We start from the raw sequence: 22,867 nt of genomic DNA on the forward strand, positions 1-22,867 counted from the left end.
TCACCCGAATGCAGGCGACCCCGCCCGCCAGACGGCGGACGGGGTCGTGGATGACATGGTGTTATGCCGCGACGACCGCCTTGGGCGTCTCGCCGATCTTGCTCGTGAGCCTGTGACTGAGCATGGGCTGCAGGCGCAGGTCGGACAGGTCGTCCGACAGCGTGGACGGCAGCACCCGGCCACCTTCCAGCTTGCCGCGGTCCGAACGTCCGTCCGGGACGGTGTCGGGCACGGTGTCCGGCGTCTGCTGGACGGCGCCGATGTCGGAGGCGACGTGGTGCAGCAGCTCGGACAAGGGCAGTTCTAAAGCGTCACATATGGCCGCGAGGAGCTCGCTGGACGCCTCTTTGCGGCCGCGCTCCACCTCGGACAGGTACCCCAGGCTCACGCGGGCGGTCCGAGAGACCTCGCGCAGCGTGCGGCGTTGGTTGGTGCGGGCATGGCGAAGTCGATCACCGATCGCCTCGCGTAGCAGCACGGTCATCGCGCGCCTCCTTCCGGCCGGCCGTGTCCCTACGTTACCGATCGACACCGACAACGGGCACTGACTTCCGAACACGTCCGCCAAGGGCGAACGAACGCGGAGTCATCATTTGTTCCCGGGGTCGGTCACCAGCAGGTAATCCGAGAGCAGGACCAGCGCTTTCTCCACGGCGGCGGAACGGACCGCTCTGCGGTCGCCACTCACCGTGATTGTCCGCACTGTGGACACTCCAGGGCCGCTCAAGCCGATGTGGACCGTCCCCGGAGCGACTCCGTCCTGCGGATCGGGGCCGGCGACCCCGGTGAGCCCGATTCCCCAGTCCGATTTGCACCTTTTCTTGGCGCCTTCGGCCAGTTGGATCGCGACCTCGGGATGCACGGCTCCGTGCTCGTCGAGCAACCGCTGGTCCACGCCCGCGAGCTCGTGTTTGAGCTCGGTCGCGTAGACGATCAACCCACCGCGGACCACGGCACTCGCCCCCGGTGTGTCGACGATCGTCGCGCACAGCAGACCCGCGGTCAGCGACTCGGCCGTGGCGACGGTCTGGTTCTTCGCTTTGAGCAGTTCGACGACGCTGGTCACAGCACCGCCCGTCCTGCCCTTGCCTTCAGCTTGAACGCTCGGATGACGTAGTCGATTCCCGTGACGATGGTGAGGACCAGCGCGACGGCCATGATCACCCAGGCGATGAGCTGGAGCACGTCGTTCTGCGGGAGCACGAACAGCCCGATCGCGATGACCTGGGCCAGCGTCTTGGCCTTGCCGCCGCGGCTGGCCGGGATGACGCCGTAGCGGATCACCCAGAACCGCAGCAGCGTGATGCCGATCTCGCGCACGGCGATGGTGATCGTGATCCACCACGGCAGCACGTCGAGGATGCTCAGGCCCACCAGCGCGGACCCGGTCAGCGCCTTGTCCGCGATCGGATCCGCGATCTTGCCGAAGTCGGTGATGAGCCCGTGCTTGCGGGCGAGCGTGCCGTCGATGTGGTCGGTGAAGCTCGCGACCGCGAAGATCCCGAACGCGATGAGGCGCCACGTCGTGTCGAAGCCGCCCGCTTCGAACAGGGAGAACAGGAAGACCGGAACGAGCGCCAGCCGCGCCATCGTGAGGATGTTCGCGACGTTGAGCAGCGGGACCTTCCGGGCCTCGGTCATGTCGGGAGTACCTCGACGATCAGGTCCACGCCCTCGGAGTCGACCACGCGGCAGCGCACGAAGTCGCCGCGCTTGAGCCCCTCGGCCTCCAGCACGATGCACTCGCCGTCGACCTCGGGCGCCTGGTGCTCGGCCCGGCCGACGCAGTCGCTCTCGTCGTCCTCCTCGTGCTCGATCAGCACGAGGACCTCGTCGCCCACCCGGTCCTCGGCGCGCTGGCTGGTCAGCTCCTCGACGAGGTTGCCGATCCGCTGCACCCGCTCCGCGATGGTGTCCGCGTCGAGCTTGCCGTCGAGCTCCTCGGCCTCGGTGCCGTCCTCGTCGGAGTACCCGAAGATGCCGACCGCGTCGAGCCGCGCCTCCGTGAGGAACCGCTCCAGCTCCTTCAGGTCCGCCTCGGTCTCGCCGGGGAAGCCCACGATGAAGTTGCTGCGGATGCCCGCCTCGGGCGCGTGCTCGCGGATCTGCCACACGAGCTTGAGGAAGCTGTCGGTGTCGCCGAACCGGCGCATGCGCCGCAGCACGTTCTCGCTGGAGTGCTGGAACGACATGTCGAAGTAGTTCGCGACCTTGTCGGTCTTCGCGATGGCGGCCACCAGTGACGGCTTGGTCTCGGCCGGCTGCAGGTAGCTGACCCGCACCCGCTCGACGCCGGGGATGCTCGCGAGGCGCGGCAGCAGCTGCTCCAGCGCACCCTGGTCGCGCGGCAGGTCCTTGCCGTAGCTCGTCGAGTTCTCGCTGACGAGGAACAGCTCCTTGACGCCGTTCTCGGCGAGCCACATGGCCTCGGCCACGATCTCGTCCGGGTGCCGCGACACGAACGCGCCGCGGAAGCTCGGGATGGCGCAGAAGCTGCACCGGCGGTCACAGCCGGACGCGATCTTCAACGGCGCCACGGGAGCGTCGTCGAGGCGCCTGCGCTGGACCTTGGTCGGTCCCCAGCCGTGGCCGGGCACCTGGACGTCGTTCTTGGCTTCCTGGCGCTTCACCGGCGTGATCGGCAGCAGCGTGCGGCGATCGACCGGCACGTGCGACTCGACGGGCTTGCCGTGGAGCACGTCCTGAAGGCGCTCGGCCAGGTCGTTGTACTGGTCGAAGCCCAGGACCGCGGCCGCCTCCGGGAGGCTGTCCGCGAGCTCCTTGCCGTACCGCTCCGCCATGCAGCCGACCGCGACCACCTTGGCGCCGGTGTCGGACGCGGCGAGCAGCGTGTCGACCGAGTCCTTCTTGGCCTGCTCGACGAAGCCGCACGTGTTGACGACGACGACGTCCGCGCCCTCGTCCACCAGCTCCCAGCCGCCCTCACCGAGGCGCCCGGCGAGTTCTTCGGAGTCGACCTCGTTGCGGGCACAGCCCAGGGTCAGCAGCGACACACGTCGCGGAGTGGTGGGAGAAGACACGGCGCTCAGAGTAACCGGGTCAGGTGTCAGACCTTGAATTCAGTGCTGCAAGAGCACCTCGACGAGGCGCCACACGTCGGTCGAGGGGTTTCCCGGCGGCAGCTCCTTGGCACGCTTGATCGCTGTCTCCACCGCCGCGTCGAACCTGGCGAAGTCGAGCTTCTTGTCGTAGCCGGGCACGCGCCTGGTCAGCAGCGCGCAGGCAGCCTTGCCATCAGCGATGTATGCGCGGTGATCGGTGAAGTGCAACAGAAGCCAGAGCTCGAAGCACGGTTCCGACACTGCCAGCTCTACCGACTTCTGCCGGGCAAGCTTTTTCGCTGCGTCGACGTCGAACTGGTCGACATCGACGACACACCACACAGCGTCGTACTCCTCATTGTTGAAGATCTTTTTTGCGTACCGCACAAGGTTTTGCGGTGAGTCAACCTTGTGCTTGACCTCGACCCGCGCTCGACGCAGCCGCCTGAGCCCGGAGAAGTAGTCGGGTTCGGTTCGCTGACCGCCGCTGACGACAAGAATCCGCCCAGGACGAGCCGCGCGCCGCCCACGCCGGCCATCCGAATTCTCATGCGAGCTCATTACCACCTCGGATCGCCGCCGCGAAATCCTCCTCGAAAAAGCCGGGAACAGCGCCGTATCGACCAGCAAGGTAGCGACGTTCCAGGTTCTCCTCGTTGCGCGGCTTGAAATCCGTGAGCGGATAGATGCTACTCACGCCGTTGTCGCCATCCTTGTCCGCGAACCAGATCTCGTCACGATCGAGAACCTCATTCGCATAAGGAGGATGCAGCAATGTGGCGTCGTGGGTCGTGAAGATCAGCTGAGCCCCCTTGGCGTTCGTCGCCGGGTCATGGAACAGCCCCACCAGCCGAGCAGCCAGCAGCGGATGCAGACTCGCGTCGAGTTCGTCGATCACAAGCGTGCCGCCAGTCCGCAACGCGGCTACCACCGAAGGCAGCAGTCCCAGCCAAGAACGCGTACCCGCTGACTCGTCAGACAGGCGGAAGGGCTCGTCGCTGGCACCGTGACGAAGCTCCACCCGGAGCTTGACGTCCGGCTCCAATCCTTCCTCGACGGTCAAGACGTCCGAGATCCCGAAATCTGCGACACGTGCCAGCGAAACAATCTCGCGACGCACAGCCGGATCGCCCTGCAAAAATTCCACAATGCCCGCTTCATCCACCGACCACACATCCAGTCGAAAAACCAGACGCGAGGTGAACCAGTTGTAAACCGTCGACAGCGGCTCAACAGTGGATTTTCCGGCGAAGCTCAGAAAGAGCGCCTCTGGCTGCATGAAATCGACAGCGTCATCCCAGAAAGACTTTCGGTCAAGCTTGGCACCGAACTTGAAGGAATTTCCCACTCGCTCGAACAGCACACGCTTGCGCTTCTCTGGATAGCTGTACAGCCACTCCTCCATGACATGCTTGTCATCGATCTCGAACCCGTAGGTGTACCGGACACCATCGAGTACGAGTTCGACAACGAAAACGGACGATCGCTTGCGTTCCTCCGCGTGAAGCTTGAACGGGTGACGCAGCACGCCTGCCCCAGACCTCCAAGCTCCGAAAGAGTCCCGCACGGCTTCGGCCATGAACCGCAGCCCGTCGAGCAGGTTCGACTTTCCGGAGGCGTTCGCGCCGTAGATCGCCGCAACCGGCAGCGCAAGCCGGTCGTTCGAGTACGCGGGCATGAGCAACAACTCGTTCTCGTCACGGAACGAGCGATGGTTCCCCAGACGGAAGCTCCGCAGCACCTCAGTACACCTCCAGGAGCCAACTTTGGGCAGTTCTGTGCAAGTAAACCGCACAGATCGCTCTGTGATCGTGTCCAGCGCCGTGTTTCACCGACTGAGGCACTCGCCGCAGCCCTCACGGGAGCGCCGCTCATACTTGACGGTTGTGACCAGTGGGGTAGTCGTGCGGCGCGCCCGCACCAGTGACGTACGCGCCATGAAGGCGCTGATCGACGGGTACGCGGGCAAGGTTCTGCTGGCCAAACCGCTGGTCACGCTGTACGAGGCGGTCCAGGAGTTCTGGGTGGCCGAGGAGGACGGCGAACTGCTCGGCGTCGGTGCCCTGCACGTGATGTGGGAGGACCTGGCCGAGATCCGATCCGTCGCGGTCTCCCCCATGGCGCTGGGCAAGGGCGTCGGCCACCGGATCGTGGCGCAGCTCATCGCGACCGCGAAGGAGCTTCAGCTCGCGCGGATCTTCGTGCTCACGTTCGAGACCAAGTTCTTCACCAAGCACGGCTTCATCGAGATCGAGGGCACGCCGGTGAGCCCCGAGGTCTACGAGGAGATCATGCGATCGGTGGACGAGGGCGTCGCCGAGTTCCTGGATCTGAGCTACGTGAAGCCGAACACGCTCGGCAACAGCCGGATGCTCCTGGAGTTGTAACTCTTCGAGTAATTACTCGAAGAGTCTTGACTCAAAGAACCACGCGCACCAGGATCTGGGGCGTGCCCGAATCGCTGACCGTCGACGAGCTCGCTGCCCGGATCGGCCTGCCCAGCAGCACCATTCGCATGTACCAGACGAAGGGTGTGCTGCACGCGCCGAGACGGCAGGGACGCGTGGCGTACTACGACGCCTCGCACGTCGAGCGGTTGACGTTGGTGCAGCGGTTGCAGCAGCGGGGGTTCTCGCTGCCGGCGATCGCCGAGCTGATCACGGCACGCGAGAAGGGCGAGTCGGTCGCCGCGGTTCTCGGCTTCAGCGAGGCCGAGGGACCCGACGACTGGGTTCGGATCAAGGTGCGCGACATCAAGCACCTGATTCCGACAGGAGACGTCCAACCGCGACTCCTCCTCCGGGCTATGCGGTTGGGCTTGGTGCGGTGGAAGTACGGCTGGCCGCACACGCGTCGCTGGGCACTCGAAGCGGGCGGCAGGCTTGCCGGCCTCAGGGTGCCCAGCGATGACGTCATGGACAGCTTCACGCGCCTGCGCACGGCGACCGACGCGGTGGCGGCGGACTTCGTGCGGTTGTTCGAACGGCAGTTCTGGCCTGAGCTGGCACGCAAGGCCGGCGACGAGAACCAGCTCGAGAACGTGCGGGCGCTGCTGGTCGAGCTGACGTACACGGCGGAGACCGCGGTGGTGGGGACGCTGCGGGAGTCGATCCGGGACGCGGCGGAGGAGTTCGCGTCGCGGCACGGGTTGCTGCCCAGCGCCGACTTCCAGCCCGCGTGGGCGGAGCAGCCGCTGCCGCCGATCGCCGAGAACCTCATGGATCCGGCGGGAGATCTGCCGAGCGAGCAGGAGATCGAGTGTTTCCTGGCGAGGGGGGACGAGGATGAGCCTGGTCGCTGATCCCGCCTGGCACGCGCAAGTTCGGGACGAAGGCCTCGTCGTTTACGCGGGGGCGGATCTCGCGTACTTGATTCCAGACCTGCCCAGGGCGGTGGCCGTGGCGCTGGCCGGCCTGTTCGAGCCAGTTTTGAGGGGAGTGGCTCGAACGGTCGACGAGAGCCGGTTGGGGGAACCGGTTCGCCGGCACGTGGCCCAGCTGAGGACCCTGGGCGCTCTCCGCCCGGCCGGGTTGCCCTCCGATGACGCGACGCCGATGGGGGTCGGCACGCGCGTCGTCGGGGAGGCACCCGCCGGGCTGGTAGAGCGGTTGCCGCACAACGAGAATCCGGACCTGTTGCTCGTCGTGCGGACGACCGGCACGTTGGTCGACCTGATCGAGGTGGCGCGCGAGACGACGGTCCCGCACCTGTTGCTCGACCTCGCGTACCACCACACCGCCGCCGTCGGGCCCTTCGTGGTGCCCGGTGCCGGTGCGTGCCTGGCGTGCCTCGCGGTGCGGGCGGGGCGGCGGTGGGGGGATCCGCCACCTCCGCCGTACCCAGGAGCTCTCCGGCACGACTTCCCGATCTCCCTTGCCATGCAGGCGATTCAGAACATCCGCGGTGGCTCGCTGGCCCTGCTGGACGCGGTCGTGACCGTCGACCTCGACGAGTTCACGACGACGCGCGAGAGCGTGCTGCCCGCCGCCGACTGCGAGATCTGCCCGAAGATCCAGTTCGGGCGCGTGTCACTTCCTTGGGGGGACCATGAACGCGACGGCAGTCCGGTTACCTGACCAGTTCTCACCCGGTGCGGCCGCCACCAACGCCGCCACACCCACCTGTTGCTGTTGTTGTTGCTGTTGTGCGGTTTCCTCGGTCGGCGCGGCCGTGCACATCCCGGAAGCCCTGTACCAGGACACCAAAGACCTTCCCGAACCTCGCAGCGTGCTCGTGCTGCCCGCCGCGATCTTCCCGTTGCTGGTCGTCGTGCTGCCGTTCGTCACGATGGGCGCCGTCTTCGACCTGCACTGGGGCTGGTGGCTCGGGGCCTTCGCGGTCGCGTTGGGGTGGGCCGTCGCCGCGGGGTTCCTCGCCCGGTCGCCGAAGCCGTGGATGAGCCTGGTCCGGCTGCTCGGCTGGGTGGCCCTGTGGTGCGTCGAGCCGTTCATCGTGTTGTTCACACTGGGGCCGATCGCCAACCTCGGCGAGGGGGCCGCGTGGGTCGTCGGTGTGCTCTACGTCGGCGGGGCGCTGGCGCTCGGGTACTGGATCTTCCGGCACTACCGGAGGAAGCGGTGAAGACCGTCGCCGAGGCGCTGATCGAGCGCGCGGTCGGCTGGCGGCAGGGTGTGGTGTCGCAACTGCATCCCGTGCCGCACAGTCTGTCCGATGTGGACGTCGAGGGCTGGGCCGCGGTGCCGGAGCCGTTCGCCACCGGCGGCACCTCCGGTGGCACGTCGAAGGTCGCGGCCGTGGCCGAGGCGCTGGAACGGCACGCGGCCGCTCGGGCGCCGCTGGAGATCGCGACGGACGGCGAGTGCTGGCCGTTGGAGCACTTCAGCCTGCACACGGTCGAGCAGCGTGTGGCTCCGAACTACCGCTACCGCAAGGGATACGTCGACACGCCGTACACGCGGGCATGGACGTTGCCCGGCAACGAACCGATCCGCGTGCCCGCCGGTCTCGTCGGCCTGGACGCCTCCTACGGACTGCCCGCGACGTCGTCAGGACTCGCGGCCGGACCGTCCGCGACCAGCGCGTTGCTCAGAGCCACCCAGGAACTGGTCGAGCGCGACGCGTTCACCACGACCTGGCTGCATTCCATTGCACCGCAACGGTTCGCCGCCGAACTGCCGCACGGCGCGATGGCGTTCGACCTCACGCCCGCCTACAGCCCGCACCCGGTGGTCGCCGTCGCGGGTTCGCTGCCGATCGCGGGCAGACCACGGCCGACGCTGGGTCTCGCCTGCCGCGCGACCGTGGCGGAAGCGGTGCGGAAGGCCTACGAGGAGTGGGTCCAGGGCACGGTGTTCATCGAGGTCTGGTTGGCCCGCAACGGCGACCGGCCCGTCGAGGAAGCCATCGACTTCGACGAGCACGCCGTCTACTACGCGACGCACCCGTCGAAGTGGGACGCGCTGCCGTGGTTCGGCGGCTTCGAGACGGACGCTCCGCGCGACGCCGATTCCCTTGGTACAGCAGCGGAACTGACCGACCTGGTGCACGCCCTCGACCGCGCGGACGTCCGGCTCGCCTACCGCGAGCTCACGACGCCGGAGCTGTCGGCCGTCGGACTGCACTGCGTCCGCGTCCTGTCCCCCGACCTCGCGCCGCTGCACTCGGACCACCGCTGGCCGCACCTCGGCGGCCGCGCCCGCGAGCTCGGCTGGCGCTACCCGCACGCCTCACCGGGCGTGTTCCCCAATCCCGCACCGCATCCGCTGGGGTGACGCCGATGTTCGACGACTTCTGGGCCGCGAGCCGGTTCTCGCCGCTGCACCAGCGCAGGCTCGGCGACCGGCTGCGCGACTTCCGGCCGCAGCCGGCGTTGATCGACCCGCTCGAACTGCCCTCGCCGCCCGTTGCGCTCCCCCGCCCGCACGACCGGCTCCAGAAGCTGTTCCAGGCACGCAGAAGCACGCGGGAGTTCGCCCGGAAACCGTTGACGGACAAGCAACTCGGCACCGTCCTGGGTGCGCTGTCGGACAACAGCTGCCCGTCCGCGGGCGGACTGAACCCGTTGCGCTGCTACGCGTTCTTCGACGGCCGCGCGGTCCGCTACGACATCGCACGCCACGCGTTGCAGGACATCGGCCCGGCACCGGAGAACCTGGCCGAGATCCTCGGCACGCCCGAAGTGCCTCCGCTGACGATCGTCCTGGTGTTAACGGACAAAGACTCGTTCGACAAGTACGGCGAACGCGCGGGACGCTTCGGCTTGATCGAAGCAGGTGCCGCGGCGCAGACCATCTGCCTCCGTTTGGCGGAGCAGAAACTCGGCGGCTATCTGCTCGGCGGAGTAGCGGACAACGAAATGCTGCAGTCCCTGGGACTACCCCGCGAACTGCGCGTGGCCACCGCGATCGCCTGCGGTCACATGATCACCTGACGTTCATCAGATCGTGTCTACCGAGGACAGTCGATCACCCGCTACAACTTGGCGAGACCCTGCTCACACTCCGAGGAGCTCGCCATGTCGACGAAGACCCTGCGCTCGGCATTCGTGGGTGTCGCCGCCTCCATCGCCCTGATCTTCACGGGCGCCCCGGCACACGCCGTGGACATCGTCGCGGTGACCGACGACTACCTCTACACGAAGACCATCAGCCAGTTCACAACATTGCGCGCGCAGCAGCCCTACGCGGGCCAGCTCGACTGGTCGTCCGACGGCTGTTCGTACTCGCCGGACAACCCCTTCGGCTTCAAGTTCCTGCCGACCTGCGAGCGTCACGACTTCGGCTACCGCAACTACAAGCGGCAGGGCCGGTGGAACGAGGCGAACCGCCTGCGCATCGACAACAACTTCAAGTCCGACATGTACAAGCAGTGCGGTTCCAACTGGGCGTGCAAGCGCACCGCCGACCTCTACTACGCCGCTGTGCGCGAGTTCGGTGGCAGCGCGAGCTCCACGGCCACCAGCATCCAGAAGGCCGGCCTGAAGTAGGACTCAGTCCTCGTCGTCGGCGGGGCCGCCTCCGCGCATCAGGTAGACCACGTTCTCGAGCTCGTCCGGCTTGATCAGCACCTCGCGTGCCTTCGAGCCCTCGGACGGCCCGACCACGCCACGGGTCTCCAGCAGGTCCATGAGGCGCCCCGCCTTCGCGAACCCGACGCGCAGCTTGCGTTGCAGCATCGACGTCGAGCCGAACTGCGACGTCACGATCAGCTCGGTCGCCTGCACCAGAAGCTCCAGGTCGTCGCCGATGTCGGCGTCGACCTCCTTCTTCTCCGCGGCCTTCTGCGCCGTGACACCGTCGGTGTACTCGGGCTGCGCCTGGTTCTTGGTGAACTCGACGATCGACGAGATCTCCTCGTCGCCCACGAAGGCGCCCTGGATGCGCACCGGCTTCGAGGCACCCATCGGCAGGTACAGGGCGTCGCCCATGCCGATCAGCTTCTCGGCGCCCGGCTGGTCCAGGATGACCCGCGAGTCCGTCAGTGACGACGTCGCGAAGGCCAGCCGCGAAGGCACGTTCGTCTTGATCAGGCCGGTGACGACGTCGACGGACGGCCGCTGCGTCGCCAGAACGAGGTGGATGCCGGCCGCACGGGCCTTCTGCGTGATGCGGACGATGGCGTCTTCCACGTCGCGCGGTGCGGTCATCATCAGGTCGGCGAGCTCGTCGACGATCGCCATGATGTACGGGTACGGCCGGTAGACGCGCTCGGAGCCGGGCGGCGCGGTGATCTCGCCGGACTTCACCTTGCGGTTGAAGTCGTCGACGTGACGCACCCGGTTGACCTGCATGTCCTGGTAGCGCTGCTCCATCTCCTCCACGAGCCACGCCAGCGCGGCCGCCGCCTTCTTCGGCTGCGTGATGATCGGCGTGATCAGGTGCGGGATGCCCTCGTACGGCGTCAGCTCGACCATCTTCGGGTCGATCAGGATCATCCGGACCTCGTCGGGCGTCGCGCGGGCCAGCAGCGAGACCAGCATCGAGTTCACGAACGACGACTTACCGGAACCCGTGGAGCCCGCGACCAGGAGGTGCGGCATCTTCGTCAGGTTCGCGGTGACCATGTGGCCCTCGATGTCCTTGCCGAGGCCGATCACCATCGGGTGCGTGTCCTTGACCGTGGACGACGCGCGCAGCACGTCGCCCAGCCGCACCATCTCGCGGTCGCTGTTGGGCACCTCGATGCCCACCGCCGACTTGCCCGGGATCGGGGCCAGCAGGCGGACGTTGTCCGTCGCCACGGCGTACGCGATGTTCTTGGTCAGCGCGGTGATCTTCTCGACCTTCACGCCGGGGCCGAGCTCGACCTCGTAGCGCGTGACCGTCGGGCCGCGGGTGAAGCCGGTGACCTGGGCGTCGATCGAGAACTGGTCCAGCACGCCGGAGATCGCCTCGATCATGAGGTCGTTCGCCTTGCTGCGGGTCTTCGGCGCGTCGCCGTCCTTGAGCACGTCCGGCGGCGGCAGCTGGTACTCGCCCTCGACGGCGCGCACGGCCATCGCCGGCGCCGCGGCCTTCTTCTCCTTCGAAGCGGGCTTCGGGGCGGGCTCCGCGGGCTCCTCCAGCGGAAGCTCGGCCTGCGTGTCCTCCTCGACGGGCTCGACGGCCTGACGGCGGCGGGACGGGCGGCGCAGGCGAACCGGCTTCGGTTCCTCGACAGGCTCTTCCTCGTCCGCGGGCTCGTCCGAGGACTTGGTGCCGGGGTGCAGCAGCGAGCGAATGCGTTCGGGCGCCTGGCGAATCGGCGTGTGCGTCACGACCAGCAGGCCGTAGCCGAAGATCAGGAACAGCAACGGCCCGGCGACCCACGGCGTCAAACCCTGCGCCAGGAACCCGCCGGCCAGATAACCGAGGGCTCCACCGGCGTTGCGGCGTTCGATCGGGTCCATCGGCAGGCCACCGATGAGGTGGAACATGCCGAGCACGCCGATCATCAGCAGCAACGAGCCGATGATCAGCCGCGGCCGCGCGTCGGGCTTCGGGTCGGTGCGCATCAGCGTGACGCCGATGCCCAGCAGCACGACCGGCACGATCACCGCCGGGAACCCGACGGAACTGCGCACCGCGACGTCGACCCACTGCCCGACCGGTCCGCCGGCCTGCCACCACACACCCGCGCCGGTGATGACCGCCAACGCGATCAGCAGCAGCCCCAGGCCGTCACGACGATGTTCGGGATCGAGGTCCTTGGTACGGCTGACGGTGCGCACGAGACTGCCGACACCACGGCCCAAAGCACCCCACACGGCGCTGATGGCGCCGCCGCTCTTCTTGCGTGGAGCGGGCTTTCTGGACGCGGTGGATCGCGCCCGCGGCTTGGCTGGCGCTTTGCCGCGTGACGTGGTCTTTCTCGAAGTCCCTGTGCGCCCGGCCATGTGTATAAGGTAGTCCCTCGCGTCTCACCAGCCACGTTTGCAACTGGGACGCGTGCGAAACCTCATGGTTCCCCGGATCCGGCACGGTGTCGTTCCGACACGCCGTACGCTGCCCCGCGTGTCCACACCGCTTTTCTGGCGCGTGCTCATGGTGGTCGACCGGGGCCTGATCGCGCTGACTGGCAAGCTCGAGGTCTCGGGCGACATCCCGCCGGAACTTCTCGGCAAGCCGTTGCTGCTCGCCTCCAACCACATCGGCAACCTCGACCCGATGGTGCTCATCGCGGCCTGCCGCAAGATCGGCGTCAACCCGCGGTTCATGCTCGCGGGCGGCCTGCTCGACGCGCCGATCATGGGCCCGGCGCTGAAGGCGTGCGGTCACCTGCGCGTCGACCGGCGGTCGGCGAACGTGGGTGAGGCGATGCACCGGGCCGTCGAGGCGTTGCAGAAGGGCGGCGACCCGATCGCCGTCTACCCCGAGGGCAAGATCACGCTGGACCCCGGCATGTGGCCGGAGCGCGGCAAGACCGGCGTCGCCCGCATGGCGTTGGGCGGCGGCATTCCAGTGGTCCCGATCAGCCAGTGGGGCGCGCACGAGGCCGTGTACTGGGGCAACCTGAGCGTCGGCGGCTGGAAGGACTTCCTGCCGTACCTGACGTCCTGGCTGCGCGCGGTGCGCAAGCGGCCGACGTTCAAGGTCCACTTCGGCAAGCCCGTCGAACTGACGGACCTGAACGCCGAGACCATGGGCGACGCCCGGCGCGCGCACGAGCGGATCATGAGCGCGATCACCGAGGGCTTGGTGCCGTTGCGTCTCGACGAGCCGGACGTGCCGCGCTTCCACGACCCGACTCGCCCGACGACCGGCGCCTCGCCCTGGCGGCCCGCCTGATCGAGTAGCCGATCACCGTGATCAGCATGAGCAGCGGCATCGGGTTGCCCCGCCACAGGCTGATCGCGAAGTCGATCACCGGGATGACCAGCGCCGCGACGAACGTGAACGCGCTCGCCGTGGGCAGCTTGACCTTCGAGTCGGCCCACGGCGTGCGCCCCCACGGTTTCGCGACGCTGAGCCACGCCTGGAACGCGATCGCGCTGATCATGAGCGCGGTGCCGACCGGCATCCACGCGGTGACGTGCCCGTTCAGGGCCTCCTGAAGGTTGCCGCTCAGGATGAAGATGCCGATGTAGAGCTGGCTGATCGTGATCACGAACTTCGCGAGCACCCACCAATGCCGGAAGTAGCCCCACGGCGTCGTGGCGCTGAGCATGAAACCGCTGAACGCACTGGTGTTGGCCATGATCGCGAGCACCTCGTGATCGAGGTAGCGCGCCATCCGGAACGCGTCGAGGTCACCCGTCCTCATGCCGTAGAGCACCAGGGCGAGCAACGCCACGGCCTGGCTGAGCCAGCCCACGGACGTGACGACGTGCAGCCACACCAACAGGGTCCGAGCGCGCTTCTGCATGATGTGTAGCTTGCCTACGCATCAGCGCGAGCACATCAGGGATCGCCCCTAGGAAAGCTCGTGCAGCCGTGCCCGCACTTCAGGAGTGAGCGGGTGGTCGTAGTCCTCGTAGATCGTCAACGCTTCCAACAGGTGCGTCCGGGCCACGTCCGGCTGACCGGCACTGGTCTCCCCCAGGCCGTGCAACGCCTCCGCGAGGCTCTTGCGGTCGCCGAGCACGCGCAGGAACGCGACCGCGTGCCGGAACGAGTCCCGCGCCTCGACGCGCTGCCCGAGCTTCGCCTGCGCCCAGCCGATGCTCACGAGCGCCATGGCTTTGCCGTGGGGAGCGTCGTGCGAGTCCATCAGCTCGAACGCCGTCCGCGCCGACGCCAGCGACGCCTCGAACTGGCCCGCCGAACGCAGGTTGTCGCTCAGGAACAACCTCGTACCGCCCTCGCCGAACCACGAACCGACCTCGGCGTGCCCGCGCAGGGCCTCGCCGAACCTGTCGACGGCGAGGTCGAACTGGCGCAGGCCGCCGTACGCCATGCCCAGTCCGGTGAGACTCCACGCGGCACCGGCGGAGTCGCCGACCTCGCGCCGGATCGCGAGCGCGCGGTCGAAGAGTTCCAGCGCGTCCGCGAAACGCTGACCGCGGAACGCCGAGAGTCCCTGGCCGTGCACCGCCCACGCGCGGGCGACCTGGTTGCCGTCACGGGCGGCGGTGCGTTCGGCGACGCGATACGTGCGAGTCCACTCGTCCAAGGCACTCGACACGATGAAGTAGTTCCACAGCGCCACGGGGATCTGCCACGCCGCCGGCGAGTGCTGGTCCTCCGCGAGCCTCGCCACCGCCAGCAGGTTGGAGGACTCCGTGCGGCACCAGGTGAAGGCCTCGTCGTGCGAGGTGAAGTCCTGAGTGGACAGTGGCGGCAGCAGGAACGCGGGGTGGTCCGGCGGCGCGATGACGGTGCCCGCGGCGTTCGCGGTGTCGAAGTACCAGCCCAGCAGGCGCTTCACGGCCTCGTCGCGGCCGTCCGACGACTCCTCGGTGGCGCTGAGCTCCGTGGCGTACAGGCGAAGCAGGTCGTGCAGCCGGAACCGGCCGCGCGCGACCTCCTCCAGCATGTGGCCACCCGCCAGCACGTCCACCAGCGTCCTGGCCCGTGACACCGGCATGCCCACCAGCGCGGCCACGGCGTTCAGGCTGATCTCGGCGCCGGGATGCAGGCCGATCAGCCGGAACATCCTGGCGGCGTCCGGTTTCAGCGCCAGGTACGACCACGAGAAGGCCGCACGCACGGCCGTGTCCTCGTCATCACCCGTGGCCAGCACGTTCAACCGGTCGTGCTCGTCGGCCAGATCGCTCGCGAGATCGGCCAGCGTGAGATGCGGGCGGGTGACGACGCGTTCCGCAGCGATCCGCACCGCCAGCGGCAGATGCCCGCACAGTTCGACGAGTTTGGCCGCGGCGACGGGTTCGGCGGCGACGCGGTCCGCGCCCACCGCGGACGTCAGCAGCGCCAGACCCTCGTCGCGCGTCAGGATCGACAACGTCAACGAATGCGCGCCATCACGGGCGACGAGGCCGCCGAGGTGGTTGCGGGACGTCACGAGCACCATCGACGTCGACCGGCCCGGCAGCAGCGGACGGACCTGCTCGGCCAGCCGCGCGTTGTCGAGCAGCACCAGAACCCGTTTGCCCGCAAGGACGCTGCGGTACAGCGCGGACTTCGCGGGCAGGTCCTCCGGGATGCGTTCGGACGGCACGCCGAGGCTCTGCAGCAGCTGGTGCAACGCTGCGGCGGGCTGCACGGGCGGCGACGACGAGTCGAACCCGCGCAGATCGACGTGCAGCTGACCGTCCGGGAACCGCGAGGCCACCTGATGTGCGAACCGCACGGCCAGCGCGGTCTTGCCGACGCCACCGGTGCCGGTGATCGCGACGAGAACCGGCGAGTGGTCCCGCGGAACGACCTCGGTGAGCTTCGCGAGCTCCTTCTCCCTGCCGGTGAAGTCGCGGATCTCGTGCGGCAGCTGGACCGGCACCAGCACGGGCGCCGCGGGTTCCGGCTGCGGGTCGTGCCGGCCGACGAGCACCTGTTCGTGCAGGTGACGCAGTTCGGGACCGGGCTCGATGCCCAGTTCCTCGATCAGCAGCCGGCGCAGGTCCGTGTAGACGGCGAGCGCCTCGGCCTGCCTGCCGCCGCGGAACAGCGCGGACATCAGCAGGCCGTGCAGCCTCTCGCGCAACGGATGCGCGCTGACCAGGGTCGTGAGCTCGGCCGCAACCTCGGCCTCACGCCCGGCCGTCAGCATCAGCGCCGCGCGTTGCTCCACGGCCGTGAGCCGCATTTCGGCCAGGCGCGCGCGTTCCACCGCCGCGAACGGTCCCGGCACGCCGTCCAGAGCGAGACCCCGCCACAGATCCAACGCGGCGTCGAACGCCGTGATGGCCTCGGTGGGCTTGTCCCGCAGCCGTCCGGCCTCGTCCAGATGCGCGCGGAAAACAGCGGCGTCCGAACTACCGGACGGGAGCCTCAGCAAGTATCCAGCGTCTGTGGAGAGCAGCACGGAACTCGGCGCCCGCGACGCCCGGTCCGGCTCGAAGAGCCTGCGGAGCCCCGCGACGTAGGTGTGGATGCCGTTGTCGGCGCTCGCGGGTGGATCTTCGCCCCACACGGCGTCGATCAGCTCACTGCGCGACACGACATGATTTGCGCGCAACGCGAGCACGGCGAGCACAGCTCTCTGCCGCGGGGGACCGAGCGTGAGCTCCTTGCCGTCCACCGTGGCCGCGAGCGCGCCCAGCAAGCTGACGCGCAACTCGTTCTGCACCCTGTGTCTCACTTCGTCGCTGTCCGCGTTCAGTCAGCAACCTACCGTCAGTTTTCGTCCAGAAGCCATCCAGAAGGCGTACAGAGAGGTTCTCCACACTTCACTCAGGTGGATTGGGCCGAAATGAGGGGCGGGGAATGAACGCGGCCGAGGTCTTCGACACACTCGGGCTGGAATACCAACGCGCTTGGTCGCACCAGCCCGCACTGCACGGCACTCTCGCCTGGTTCGCCGCGACCCAGCCCTCCGGCTCGCGCGTGCTGGACATCGGCTGCGGCACGGGCGTTCCCGTGGCGCGGACCCTGGCCAAGGCGGGCATGAGGGTCACCGGACTCGACGTCTCCCCGGTGATGGTCGACATCGCGACCACCCAGGTCCCCGACGCCACGTTCCACAAGATCGACATCCGCGACTTCGAGTCGCCTCCCGGCTCGTGGGACGTCATCTGCGCCGTCTTCTCGCTGCTGCAGATGACCCAGGCCGAGATCATCCAGACCCTCGGCCAGATCTCGACCTGGCTGCGACCCGGCGGGCACTTCTTCCTCGCCACCGTCGCCGTCGACGTCGAACAGGTCACCCTGCCCTGGATGGGCCAGGAGATCGAGGTGTCGTCGTTCTCCGAGGAGACCTTCGAGGCGCACCTGGCCGAGGTCGGCCTGCGGGTCGTGCGCCGGAGCCGGCCGGTCTTCACCCCGTCCTACCCCGGCGCCATGCCCGAGGAGTCGCTGCACCTGGTGTGCCAGCGCCCTTAGCGGGCGGCGATGTCCTGAACGACGTCCCAGAAATCACCTGACGCACGGGCGAACAGAGCCTCGCGAACCGCGCCTGCCGAGGCCGGACGACGTCGCGATGTCCACGGGCCGCCCCAGCGTTCGGCAGGTGCACGAGCGGCCCGGCCTCGTTGAGTTGCTTCACCGCCGTGTGCCCATGTCGCCGAGGCACAGGTGCATGCCGAACCGGCCGCCTTCGGGCGCGGACCGGACCTGCGCCGTCGGGCAGCGCCATCGCGTCGGCCATCAGCGGCCGCAGCGGCGCGGGTGCCGGCAGGACCGCGATCAACGCAGCCGGGCGGTCGACGTCGTCGTAGTCGGTCCAGTCGCCGCCGCGCACGGTCACGACCTGCGGCAACCGCTTCGGCTCCTTGACAACCGGCACGAACCACTGCGGCCGGGGCCCTAGCGAGCGAACCCGCGGAACTCGACGGGCGCCGCACCTTCGCGCACGTCGCCGTCCTGCACGGTCCATGCGGTCGCCTGCTGCCGTTCGTCGGTCAGCAGGAAGAACCCGACCGGCCGGTCTCCTTCGGAATCCACCAGCCGCGCCAGTTCGGCGACCTGCGCGCGCAGCCGGTCGACAGACTGCTCACGGATGTCGCCGCCGTAGGACACGTAGAGCGTCCAGTTGAACGGTCGCGCCGGAACCGCCCACCCGGCGGAATACAGGTCATGGCGGTGCGCGGCCATGACCTGCTCGACCGCTTCGCGCTGCTCGTGTGTGAACTCGATCCAGCCGCGCACGCCGACGTACATCCCCATCAGTGCTGCTCGGCCAGCGCTCGGCCGATGAAGTGCGCGGACAGCAGAGCGAAGATGTACGCCTGCAGCACCTGCACCAGCGCCTCCAGGAAGAACAGCGCGATGGCGAGCGCGAAGCCCAGCACCGACACCGGCTTGAGGTAGATCGGCGCGTTGAACAGGATGAACTCGCTGCCGATCGTGAACACCAGGATCAGCAGGTGGCCCGCGAACATCGCGGCGAACACCCGGATCGCGAGGTTCACCGGGTCGAAGAAGAACTTGAGGATGACCTCGGTCGGGATCAGCAGGCCCCACAGCACGGGCTTCGGCACGTCCGGAATGACGAACTGGTTGCGCAGGTAGCCCTTGAGCCCGAACTTCCTGATGCCCACGTAGTGGTAGAGCGGGAAGATGATCAGCAGCGCGACGGCCGCCGGGAACCCGCTGTGCGTGAACGTCGGGAACTGGATGAACGGAATCAACCCGTAGAGGTTGTTCACGAGCACGAAGCAGAAGATGCTGACGATCAGCGGCACGTACGGCGCGAATTCCTTCGCGCCTATCTGCTCACGCGCGATGGTGTTGCGGCCGAAGTCGTAGACCGACTCGGCGGCGAACTGCCAGCGCGACGGGATCAGCTTCATGCTCCTGGTGGTGACCAGGAAGAACGTCAGGATGATCACCACCGACAGGACCAGCAGCGCCTGCGGTTTGGTCACCGAGAAGTCGAACGACAGGCCCAGCGGCTCGTGCCAGGTGAAAATCGGTGGAAGTAGAATGTCTTCTTTGCCCGGAGGACTGAAGACGTCATTACCGGCCATAGGGCGAACCCCCTCGTCCATGGTCTGGGACTAGACCTTAGCGGACGAGGGGGACGCAGATCACAGCAGGGTCACGGTCACACCGGAATGACGGTCGGCACGATCATCGGCCGGCGACGGTAGGTCTCCGCCACCCAGCGCCCGACGACGCGCCGCACGGCCTGAGCGACCCGGTGCGTGTCGGCGATGCCCTCGGCCTCGGTGCGCGCCAGCTCCATCTCCACGAGCGGCACGACGGCCTCCAACGCCTTGGGGTCGTCGGAGAAGCCACGGCCGGAGATCGTCGGCGCCGTCACGGCCCGCCCGGTCGTCTGGTCGATGGCGACCGAGATCGAGATGAAGCCACCCTCGCCCAGCACCAGCCGGTCCGACAGCGTCGACTCGCCGACGTCGCCCACGGACAGGCCGTCGACGTACACGTGGCCGACGACGACGCGGCCCGACACCGCCGCCTTGCCGTCGATCAGGTCCACGACGACGCCGTCCTCGGCGATCACGACGTGGTCCTCGGCGACGCCGGTGGCGACCGCGAGAGCCGCGTTCGCGCGGAGGTGGCGCCACTCGCCGTGCACCGGCATCACGTTGGACGGCCGCACGGCGTTGTAGAGGAACAGGAGCTCGCCGGCCGGTGAGTGGCCGGAGACGTGCACCTTGGCGTTGCCCTGGTGCACGACGGTCGCGCCGAGCTTGGCGAGGCCGTTGACGACGTTGAAGACCGCGTTCTCGTTGCCGGGGATCAGCGACGACGCGAGGATCACCGTGTCGCCCTCGCGGATCGAGATCTGGCGGTGATCGCCGCGGGCCATGCGGGACAGCGCCGACAGCGGCTCGCCCTGCGACCCGGTGGAGACGAAGATGACCTCGTCCTCCTCCATCCGCATCGCGACGTCGAGGTCGACGAACAGACCGTCGGGCACGTTCAGGAAGCCCAGGTCGGACGCGATGCCCATGTTGCGGACCATCGACCGGCCGACGAACGCGATCTTGCGCTTGTACTGCACGGCGACGTCCAGCACCTGCTGGACGCGGTGCACGTGCGAGGCGAAGCAGGCCACGATGACCCGCTGGTCCGCCTTGCGGATCACGTTCTCCAGCACGGGGCCGATCTCGCGCTCGGGCACCACGAAGCCGGGCACCTCGGCGTTGGTCGAGTCGACCAGGAAGAGGTCGACACCCTCGTCGCCGAGGCGCGAGAAGCCCGCCAGGTCGGTCAGGCGACCGTCGAGGGGCAGCTGGTCGAGCTTGATGTCGCCGGTGTGCAGGACGAGTCCGGCGGCGGTGCGGATGGCGACGGCCAGCGCGTCCGGGATCGAGTGGTTCACGGCGAAGAACTCGAGCTCGAACGGCCCGTACGAGCGCCGCTCCCCCTCCTTGACCTCCACGAGCCGTGGGGTCTGGCGGTGCTCACGGCACTTGGCGGCGAGCAGCGCCAGCGTGAAGCGGGAACCCACGACCTGCACGTCGGGGCGCAGCTTCAGCAGGAACGGGACCGCGCCGATGTGGTCCTCGTGGCCGTGCGTCAGGACGATGGCCTCGATGTCGTCGAGCCGGTCCTCGATCGCGCGGAAGTCGGGCAGGATCAGGTCCACGCCCGGTTGGTCGTCTTCGGGAAACAGAACGCCGCAGTCGACCACGAGCAGCCTTCCGGCATGCTCGAAGACGGTCATGTTGCGGCCGATCTCGCCAATTCCGCCGAGTGCGACGACGCGGAGGCCGCCTTCCGGCAGTGCGGGCGGTAGTTCGGTCGATTGGGTCACGCGTTGACTCCCAGTTCGGCCGCGATGGCCTCGATGTCCTCGGCTGCGGCAGGCACCAGCGGCAGACGGGGCTCACCCACGTCCAGTCCGCGCAGGCGCAGCGCAGCCTTCGTGTACGTCACGCCGGGAACCCGGCGGAATGGTCGCAGCAACGGCAGCAGCGACTCGTGGATTTCTTTTGCCCGGACCACGTTTCCGGATTCATACGCATCAATGAGATCCCGCAGGCGATCCGCCGCGAGGTGGCCGATGACACTCACGAACCCGACGGCTCCCACGGACAGCCACGGCAGGTTCAGCGGGTCGTCACCCGAGTAGTAGGCGAGATCGGTGCTCGCGATCACCCTGCTGCCCGCGTGCAGGTCGCCCTTGGCGTCCTTCACGGCCAGGATCCGCGGGTGTTCCGCCAGGCGCAGAAGGGTGTCGACCTCGATCGGCACGACCGCGCGCGGCGGGATGTCGTAGAGCATCACCGGTAGTTCCGACGCGTTCGCGACGGCGGTGAAGTGCGCCAGCAGGCCTTCCTGCGGCGGCCTTGAGTAGTACGGCGTCACGACCAGGGCGCCGTGCGCACCGGACTTCTCGGCCTGCTGCGCCAGGTGAACGCTGTGCGCGGTGTCATAGGTGCCGGCGCCGGCGACCACGGTCGCGCGGTCGCCCACGGCTTCGACGACGGCCGTGATCAGCGCGGCTTTCTCCCGATCGGTCGTCGTCGGGCTCTCGCCGGTCGTGCCGTTCACGACCAGGCCGTCGTTGCCCAGGTCCACCAGGTGTTTCGCCAGTTCCTGCGCCTTGGGGAGATCGACCTCGCCGCGCGAGTCGAAAGGCGTGACCATGGCGGTGAGAACGCGGCCGAACGGGCGGTCCGGCCCTGCGTACGGGCTTCCTGGCATGCGCAGAAACTACCCGAGTTCACACACTTCGGTTCAACGACCGCACTCGTTGCACCGCGTCGGCGTCACCGCTGTATTCCACACGGGCCTCGTCACGCCCGAACGCGAGCATCACGAGCTCCGACACCTCGCCGGTGATCACCACTCCGTTCGCGCCCTGCTTGGCCACGATGTGCTCGCCGTCAGGCCGTACGAGCGTCACGCCCACGGGCGACGACTTGTACGTCATGCGCGCGGTGAACGGCAGCGTCTTCCACAGGATCTTTTCGCGACGCTCGTCGTACGGCCGTGGCTCCCAGTCGGACTGTGCACGTCGCACGTCCTCGTGGTGCACGAAGTACTCGGCGGTGTTCATCAGGTCGTCGACCGGCTGGATCCAGAACGGCGGCGTGCGCACCAGGTCGAGCAGTTCGCTCCACGCCTTGTGCGTGTAGTCCTCCTGGACCTTCTCCGTCCACTTCGCGAAGACCGGCAGCACGATGCCGGGCGCCGTGTCCGGGCGGCGTTCGCGGATCGCGAGGTGCGCGGCCAGGTCCTTGGTCAGCCAGGTGCCGCACAACGTCGGCGCGTCCGGGCCGAGCTCGGTCATCAGGTCGACCAGCGCTTTGCGTTCGTCGCGAGCGAGACCCACGTCCGGTCGTCCTCCCTGGTCAGCAACATTTGCTGTCGACCACGAACCTACTACGACCGGAAACGGGCACGGGAAGCCGGCAGGACCTCGCCGGTGCGGGCTCAGGCCTCGTTCGGCTTGTAGCACTTGGTGAAGCCGTCCGGCTTGGCCGATTTGTCGGCCAGCAGGCTGACCACCTGGTCGCGCTTCAGGTTCTCCGGATATCCCGGCCAGTCCGGTTCCTGGCCGTCGACGTGCAGTTCGTCCAGCCAGTAGCCGGACTGACCGGAGGTCTTGGCGAACTCCAGGTCGCAGCCTTTCACCCGCACCATCACCTCGATGGTCTTCTCCGAGGACTTGATCGTGCGCTTGCCGACCTTCTTGGCCTTCTTCGCGGTCTCCGTGCTGGGCTCACCGGGGTTGCTGAAACCGGCGGCCTTGAGCTCGGCGACGAACTTGTCCTCGTTGCTGGCGCAGGCCGGCAGGGTGGCCACGCAGCCGATGGCCAGCAGGACGGAAACGATCCTTCTCTTCACACGTGGCAGGAAATCGCCGAACACCGGCAGACGACGAGTGAACCCGCC

General features: G+C 67.9%; 24 protein-coding genes. 9 read left to right on the plus strand and 15 right to left on the minus strand.

What is annotated here, in order from left to right:
- Positions 1-61: 61 nt before the first annotated feature.
- The 6 genes from BM417_RS22420 to BM417_RS22445 form a co-directional block, all read right to left on the minus strand.
- Entirely contained in the window at positions 62-484 is a 423-nt protein-coding gene (locus BM417_RS22420) for a helix-turn-helix domain-containing protein (RefSeq protein WP_093597533.1), read from the minus strand.
- A gap of 105 nt (positions 485-589) precedes the next feature.
- On the minus strand, positions 590-1,066 hold the full coding sequence (locus tag BM417_RS22425) for a CinA family protein (protein WP_093597536.1): 477 nt from the start codon (positions 1,064-1,066) through the stop codon (positions 590-592).
- The gene (gene pgsA / locus BM417_RS22430; protein WP_093597539.1) at positions 1,063-1,641 is read right to left on the minus strand and encodes a CDP-diacylglycerol--glycerol-3-phosphate 3-phosphatidyltransferase; all 579 of its coding nucleotides are present in this window, start codon (positions 1,639-1,641) and stop codon (positions 1,063-1,065) included. Before pgsA ends, BM417_RS22425 begins: the two co-directional genes overlap by 4 nt.
- Complete coding sequence (gene rimO, locus BM417_RS22435; RefSeq protein ID WP_177320536.1) at positions 1,638-3,041, minus strand: 30S ribosomal protein S12 methylthiotransferase RimO; 1,404 nt, start codon at positions 3,039-3,041, stop codon at positions 1,638-1,640. The genes pgsA and rimO overlap by 4 nt, the downstream gene beginning before the upstream one ends.
- Before the next feature lie 39 nt (positions 3,042-3,080).
- The gene (locus tag BM417_RS22440) at positions 3,081-3,623 is read right to left on the minus strand and encodes an RloB family protein (RefSeq protein ID WP_093597545.1); all 543 of its coding nucleotides are present in this window, start codon (positions 3,621-3,623) and stop codon (positions 3,081-3,083) included.
- The gene (locus BM417_RS22445; RefSeq protein ID WP_093597548.1) at positions 3,610-4,803 is read right to left on the minus strand and encodes an AAA family ATPase; all 1,194 of its coding nucleotides are present in this window, start codon (positions 4,801-4,803) and stop codon (positions 3,610-3,612) included. The genes BM417_RS22440 and BM417_RS22445 overlap by 14 nt, the downstream gene beginning before the upstream one ends.
- Before the next feature lie 145 nt (positions 4,804-4,948).
- On the opposite strand from BM417_RS22445, the gene BM417_RS22450 reads away from it, so the two are divergent.
- The 7 genes from BM417_RS22450 to BM417_RS22475 all read left to right on the plus strand — a co-directional run bounded on the left by BM417_RS22450 (position 4,949) and on the right by BM417_RS22475 (position 10,008).
- Complete coding sequence (locus tag BM417_RS22450) at positions 4,949-5,449, plus strand: amino-acid N-acetyltransferase (RefSeq protein WP_093597550.1); 501 nt, start codon at positions 4,949-4,951, stop codon at positions 5,447-5,449.
- A gap of 62 nt (positions 5,450-5,511) precedes the next feature.
- Positions 5,512-6,363 carry a MerR family transcriptional regulator gene (locus BM417_RS22455; RefSeq protein ID WP_245822076.1) on the plus strand — a complete coding sequence of 284 codons (852 nt, stop codon included), beginning with the start codon at positions 5,512-5,514 and terminating at the stop codon, positions 6,361-6,363.
- Positions 6,347-7,138 (plus strand): hypothetical protein, encoded by a 792-nt coding sequence (locus tag BM417_RS22460; RefSeq protein ID WP_093597553.1) that lies wholly within the window; start codon positions 6,347-6,349, stop codon positions 7,136-7,138. Before BM417_RS22455 ends, BM417_RS22460 begins: the two co-directional genes overlap by 17 nt.
- Before the next feature lie 94 nt (positions 7,139-7,232).
- Positions 7,233-7,643, plus strand: a complete 411-nt coding sequence (locus BM417_RS47870) for a hypothetical protein (protein WP_177320537.1) — start codon at positions 7,233-7,235, stop codon at positions 7,641-7,643.
- Positions 7,640-8,794 carry a YcaO-like family protein gene (locus BM417_RS22465; protein ID WP_177320538.1) on the plus strand — a complete coding sequence of 385 codons (1,155 nt, stop codon included), beginning with the start codon at positions 7,640-7,642 and terminating at the stop codon, positions 8,792-8,794. The genes BM417_RS47870 and BM417_RS22465 overlap by 4 nt, the downstream gene beginning before the upstream one ends.
- 5 nt (positions 8,795-8,799) lie before the next feature.
- Positions 8,800-9,453 carry a nitroreductase family protein gene (locus BM417_RS22470; RefSeq protein WP_143138753.1) on the plus strand — a complete coding sequence of 218 codons (654 nt, stop codon included), beginning with the start codon at positions 8,800-8,802 and terminating at the stop codon, positions 9,451-9,453.
- Between the two features lie 84 nt (positions 9,454-9,537).
- The gene (locus tag BM417_RS22475) at positions 9,538-10,008 is read left to right on the plus strand and encodes a phospholipase (RefSeq protein WP_093597561.1); all 471 of its coding nucleotides are present in this window, start codon (positions 9,538-9,540) and stop codon (positions 10,006-10,008) included.
- Positions 10,009-10,011: 3 nt separating this feature from the next.
- On the opposite strand, the gene BM417_RS22480 is transcribed toward BM417_RS22475, so the two are convergent.
- The gene (locus BM417_RS22480; RefSeq protein ID WP_093597564.1) at positions 10,012-12,396 is read right to left on the minus strand and encodes an FtsK/SpoIIIE family DNA translocase; all 2,385 of its coding nucleotides are present in this window, start codon (positions 12,394-12,396) and stop codon (positions 10,012-10,014) included.
- Between the two features lie 148 nt (positions 12,397-12,544).
- On the opposite strand from BM417_RS22480, the gene BM417_RS22485 reads away from it, so the two are divergent.
- Positions 12,545-13,288 carry a lysophospholipid acyltransferase family protein gene (locus BM417_RS22485; protein ID WP_245822107.1) on the plus strand — a complete coding sequence of 248 codons (744 nt, stop codon included), beginning with the start codon at positions 12,545-12,547 and terminating at the stop codon, positions 13,286-13,288.
- On the opposite strand, the gene BM417_RS22490 is transcribed toward BM417_RS22485, so the two are convergent.
- A complete protein-coding gene (locus BM417_RS22490) occupies positions 13,185-13,865 on the minus strand; it encodes a hypothetical protein (protein ID WP_177320539.1) in 681 nt (226 codons plus the stop codon). The genes BM417_RS22485 and BM417_RS22490 overlap by 104 nt on opposite strands.
- A 48-nt stretch (positions 13,866-13,913) precedes the next feature.
- Complete coding sequence (locus BM417_RS22495; protein WP_143138754.1) at positions 13,914-16,685, minus strand: AfsR/SARP family transcriptional regulator; 2,772 nt, start codon at positions 16,683-16,685, stop codon at positions 13,914-13,916.
- Positions 16,686-16,822: 137 nt separating this feature from the next.
- Between BM417_RS22495 and BM417_RS22500 the strand changes: the two genes are divergently transcribed.
- The gene (locus BM417_RS22500; RefSeq protein ID WP_093597573.1) at positions 16,823-17,437 is read left to right on the plus strand and encodes a class I SAM-dependent methyltransferase; all 615 of its coding nucleotides are present in this window, start codon (positions 16,823-16,825) and stop codon (positions 17,435-17,437) included.
- A 423-nt stretch (positions 17,438-17,860) separates the two neighbouring features.
- Here BM417_RS22500 and BM417_RS22505 read toward each other — a convergent pair whose 3' ends face one another.
- The 6 genes from BM417_RS22505 to BM417_RS22530 form a co-directional block, all read right to left on the minus strand.
- Complete coding sequence (locus BM417_RS22505; RefSeq protein WP_093597576.1) at positions 17,861-18,220, minus strand: hypothetical protein; 360 nt, start codon at positions 18,218-18,220, stop codon at positions 17,861-17,863.
- On the minus strand, positions 18,220-19,023 hold the full coding sequence (gene atpB / locus BM417_RS22510; RefSeq protein WP_093597579.1) for a F0F1 ATP synthase subunit A: 804 nt from the start codon (positions 19,021-19,023) through the stop codon (positions 18,220-18,222). Before atpB ends, BM417_RS22505 begins: the two co-directional genes overlap by 1 nt.
- A gap of 77 nt (positions 19,024-19,100) precedes the next feature.
- Entirely contained in the window at positions 19,101-20,780 is a 1,680-nt protein-coding gene (locus BM417_RS22515; RefSeq protein ID WP_093597582.1) for a ribonuclease J, read from the minus strand.
- Entirely contained in the window at positions 20,777-21,673 is an 897-nt protein-coding gene (gene dapA / locus BM417_RS22520; protein WP_093597585.1) for a 4-hydroxy-tetrahydrodipicolinate synthase, read from the minus strand. Before dapA ends, BM417_RS22515 begins: the two co-directional genes overlap by 4 nt.
- A gap of 19 nt (positions 21,674-21,692) precedes the next feature.
- Entirely contained in the window at positions 21,693-22,304 is a 612-nt protein-coding gene (locus tag BM417_RS22525) for a TIGR03085 family metal-binding protein (protein ID WP_093597588.1), read from the minus strand.
- A gap of 101 nt (positions 22,305-22,405) precedes the next feature.
- Positions 22,406-22,819: a hypothetical protein gene (locus BM417_RS22530; protein WP_143138755.1), complete on the minus strand. Its 414-nt coding sequence runs from the start codon at positions 22,817-22,819 to the stop codon at positions 22,406-22,408.
- Positions 22,820-22,867 lie beyond the last annotated feature (48 nt).

The sequence above is a fragment of the Lentzea waywayandensis genome (genome assembly GCF_900115955.1).
In the GTDB taxonomy this organism is placed as follows: domain Bacteria; phylum Actinomycetota; class Actinomycetes; order Mycobacteriales; family Pseudonocardiaceae; genus Lentzea; species Lentzea waywayandensis.